Source organism: Paraburkholderia sp. BGA-UO-ETr-F12, assembly GCF_059567945.1.
Genome location: NZ_JCAQOZ010000039.1, coordinates 1 through 4,473, shown reverse-complemented (window position 1 = coordinate 4,473; position 4,473 = coordinate 1). Strand labels below are relative to the sequence as shown.

The window sequence follows — 4,473 nt, the reverse complement described above, 5'->3', positions numbered from 1 at the left end:
CCGGCCGCGTCTACAACGGCGCAAAGACTCCCGAATGGCATTCGAACGGCATCCTTTCAGGCTACAAGTCCAAAGAATACCAAGGCAGCGGATATAACCAGATGGTGATGGACGATGCCACCGGCCAGAACCGCGTGCAGCTCTACAGCACGAGCACGAATGCGCAGCTGCATCTGGGATATCTGATCGCGCAGACGGGCAACTCGCGAGGCGCGTATCTTGGGAGTGGGTTTGATCTGAAGTCGGATGCATATGGCGCGGTCCGGGCTGCGCGAGGCATGTACATGTCGACTCATCCGACAACGGGTGCATCGAGCCAGCCGCTTGATGTCCGTGAGGCCAATAGCCAATTGGTGAACTCGGAAAGTGTGATCGAAGCGCTAAGCCAAGCGAGCGAAACCCACCAGGCCGAAAGCCTGAAAGACGGCTACGACTCGCTCAAGTCTTTCACCGACGCCACGCAAAACAGTGTCTCGGGCGCGGCAAGTAACGGCGGCAACACAGCGGGCGGTGGTACCGGCAGCGCGAACGCATTCAAGGAGCCGATCATGCTGTTCGCGACGCCGGCGGGCATCGCGATATCGGCGCAGAAGTCCGCGCACATGGCGGCGGATCAGATCGTCAATCTGGTAAGCGGTCAGAACACGCACGTCGCAACCGGCAGATCGCTGGTTGCGAGTGTGTCGGAGAAGATCAGTCTGTTTGTCCAGAACGCCGGGATGAAGCTCTTTGCCGCAAAGGGCAAGGTTGAGATTCAGGCGCACTCCGACGGCATCGAATTCACGGCGCAGAAGACCGTGAGAATGCTTTCCGCAACGGAAAAAATCGAAGCCGCAGCAGGCCAGGCAATTCTCCTGACTTCGGGCGGTGCGTACATCCGGCTCAAGGACGGCAACATCGAGATTCACGCACCCGGTAACGTCGACATCAAGGGCAGTCAGCACGCGTTTAACGGCCCCGCTCAGACGGACTATCCACTCCCACCGCTTCCAACGTCCAAATATGACGCCGCCATGCAGTATCTGTATCACGACAATGAGCCAGTGCAGGGCGCCAAGTACATCGCAACGCTATCGGACAACAGTACGCGAGAAGGTGTATTGGACGCGCAAGGAAAAATGCATCTGGAAAACGTGCCGGTCGGTCCGGTTCAAGTTCAGCTTGGCCCCGATGCACGTCAATTCGCGCGCAAGGATCTGACGAAGAATCCTGACTTCAAGGGCGAACAGCTTTCTGAAAGCGATATCGATTCGCTTTTGGCCAAGCACGGGGGAGCGTAAGGTGAGCTGGAGCTTGGAAGATTTCAAAAAGACGTCTTTGGAGGTGGGGCAGTGGTGTTGGGGAACACTGCAAGGCGCTTTCAATGAAAAGCAGACCATAAGTCAGGTCATCACGGATGCTGCAATCGGAATGATTCCGCTTGTGGGCGATGTGACGGCTGCCCGCGACCTTCTCTCCGTCTCCATTCACCTGAGCACGGACCCGAAAAAGCGCGAGGAGATCATGGAGTGGGTGCTGCTCGTCATTCTGGTGTTCGCCCTGATACCGGTGGTTGGTGGCGTAATCAAGGGTGTAGGCCGGTTGGCATTGCGGGTTGAAGGTGTTGTCGCCAAAGACCGTGCTCTCCTTGCGGAAGTCATCCAGTTCCTGAACCGTATGGGCCACGGTGACGCGCCGAAGTGGCTGAAAGCTCTGAACATAGCGCAGTACGAATCTCAGGTCCTAACGAAGCTGAAGGACTTTTGTGCAACCGTCCAGCTCGCCATCCGGAAGTCTCTTGAAGCACGTGTTGGAAAAATGTTGCCCGAAGTATGGCGCAGCAAAATCGACCAGGTGAGCGCGGGCTTCGCCGCGTTGCAGGACATGGCCGACCGCATGGTTCCCAAGGCGTTGCGAGAATTCGAAGCGAAACTCAAAACGCTACAGAACATGGTTTACCGCGGCGAAATTCATGAGATTGCTACGGGTGGCATGCCCAAGGTACGCCGTGAAGCCGAGGCGTATCTTGAAGAACGACGGCTCGCGCGGGAAATCCGGCGTGGCAGGTTCCCTTCCTCGGAATGCCGCGCTGATAGTGGCGAGGTCGAGGCAATGCTGACTGGCAAGTACAAACCTAAGATCGAGGCGGGTTGGCCTGATATCCTGAAAGACCGTGGCGAGATTGCGAGCTACGGGAAAAAACCGGTTTTCACGAAGGTCGCAACGTTCTCTGGTGAGATTTCTGCGATAGGGTCCGAGGAACTGGCTGGCAAGAAGCTGTATCGAGCCTTCGGCAATCCCTCCAAGCATGCGCCATACCCTGGCGGGAGTAAGGCGGGAGGACGGCAACCCGCTTTCTGGGGTGTGGGTGAAGTGCCCAAAAGTGCGGAGGAATGGCGGACACGCTCGGCCGTGCTTGACGAGTGGAACGGCAACGGCTTTCTCGCGATCGTGCATCTGCCTGCGGACCTGCCCGCCCGTATGGATCTGAAAGCCTGGTCTGGGCAGATTGCCGAGCAGTACGGTGAGAAGGTTCCCACTCAATATCTCGAAGGTGGCGGCCAGCAACTCGTTGTAGATCTCGGGGAACTTGCCGACGAAATTACCGCGGCAGGCGAGATGCTCAAGCGAGGCGAGCTGCCGCCGAAAATCTCGAGGAATGGCGTAACTGTCGAGCTTCGGGCGACGAACTGGACGAACATCGAAGACGTCTATGGCTACAGCAAGTTCGACGAAAACGTGCGCGGTGCGGCGCAGACGCGTCGGCTCGGGACGGAAGAAATTCAGACCAAGGTGACCAATAGCAGTGCAACCGCGGTGGCGCGTGCCGCCAATTCAGACAACCGGTAACGGACGACGGGACCACAATGAAGTTGTTCAGCATGCGCGATGAAACGACGCGCCGTCAGGTTTTCTGGCTCCTGAAGAGATTGACAAGCTACAGCCTCTGGGCCAAGAAGCGCGACGACTGGGAAATTTTCATGCGTGCGTATGAAAACGCGGTCAAGACTTGGCCTACCAGTCAGCGTGAGCAGATGCCAGCGGACAACCTACCGCGCATCTACGGTGTCCTCAGTGCCTACAACAAGGGCCTGGACGAACTGCGGCGGGGTTACCGTTTCGTCTGGCGCCAAGGGGAAGCATTCGATCAGGCGCTGACGGACTATCACGTCGTCGCCAAGTACTTTTACCCGGATGGCGACTATTGGGAGCGTGGCATTCAGGAGGCGCCTTACCCGCCGAAGGTTGAAGCGCTGAATCTGCTTATGCGCAGAAGCGAGTATGTGGGCGAGCACGCTGCCTGCGAGGTGCCCGCGGGTGATGATGCGACCGCGCAGTTCACAGCGGCCGGCGCGCTGCTCAATCCTGAGGCGTACGTTTTTCGCTTCTACCAACTCGGCTTTCCCGTTTTTCCCGAGCCATTGCCGCCTGTGCCGCAACCTGCCGGTGTCGTGATCCGCACGGGCGACACCGTGCCCGTCGATGGAATATGGGAACCGGTCACGATCACCCGCGGGAAAGTGCTAGGCCTTATTCCGGTAGGCGCCACCAGTAGCGAGAATGCGGGCTGCTTTAACTACCTTGTTCAAGGCACGCGTGCGCCTCGCATGACGGGACCTTTCAACGAGAATCGTGGCCACGCCGAAGACATCGACGTGAGCTGGCGCCTGCTTTGGAAGGATGATCGCTACATGGACGGTTTGATTCCAGACGAGTCCGAATACTTCCTGACGGCACCGGGGGGCGTGCCCTACATCGAACCGGACCGAGTCATCCCGGCGGTGAGAACGGGCGAAGTATGCCCGGCTACTGGGCATTGGCAAGCGACCGGCCATCCGGACCATCAGGTACATGTTGTCAAGGGTGCGGTCATGCCAGATCTGGTGATAAAGGACTGGTCAGACGCTGGCAAGGTGCATTACGTGGAGTGGACTCTTCTTCGCCAGGACAAAGACGGGCGCTGAAAACAGAGGATGTGGGGTCACCCGTCGACTCGTCTTCACGCGACCCATCTCGCCGTATCGGAATCCTCTTCGAAGGTGTTGCGATGCACCTCAGCTTAAGGTTGCGGCCCTAGCATCTCGTATCCAGCCCTGAAAAAATCGCCCCGTTGGCTGCAACATCATGAAGTTTGGTAACGGAACCGGATGGCTACACTATATTTTTCAACGGGCAGGCTGACGATTGAGGCATCTAAGGGTCTCTCTCACCGCGATACGTTTGTCTCCAACCGGGGAACGCTCATGGTGCGAGCCGATTTGCGTCAATGGTTGTTACGACCAGCGTCGCATATGCGGGTCTGGACAAGGAAATGACGGGTAACGCAACGATTCGCGAATCAGGATTGAATACCCGAGAAACCTTAAGCTTAAAGGCATCATGAAACGATATCTGATTTTGAACGGCGACAAGACGACAGCTAACGGCGTCGTTCAGGCCGTCGCTACCTCCATTCAATTGAGCGATAAAGACGTCGCCCACGAAGGAGATCCA

General features: G+C 57.5%; 3 protein-coding genes. All 3 read left to right on the top strand.

The window, feature by feature from the left end:
* The coding region (locus tag AC57B6_RS17785; protein WP_496421804.1) for a DUF2345 domain-containing protein at nucleotides 1–1,280 on the top strand (1,280 nt) is incomplete at its 5' end.
* Between the two features lie 13 nt (nucleotides 1,281–1,293).
* Entirely contained in the window at nucleotides 1,294–2,829 is a 1,536-nt protein-coding gene (locus AC57B6_RS17780) for a hypothetical protein (protein ID WP_496421803.1), read from the top strand.
* 17 nt (nucleotides 2,830–2,846) lie between these two features.
* Nucleotides 2,847–3,944 (top strand): Imm72 family immunity protein, encoded by a 1,098-nt coding sequence (locus AC57B6_RS17775; protein WP_496421802.1) that lies wholly within the window; start codon nucleotides 2,847–2,849, stop codon nucleotides 3,942–3,944.
* Nucleotides 3,945–4,473 lie beyond the last annotated feature (529 nt).

Coding starts and splice junctions, on each gene's coding strand:
- AC57B6_RS17775 (WP_496421802.1), top strand. CDS start 2,847: ATGAAGTTGTTCAGCATGCGCGATGAAACGACGCGCCGTCAGGTTTTC.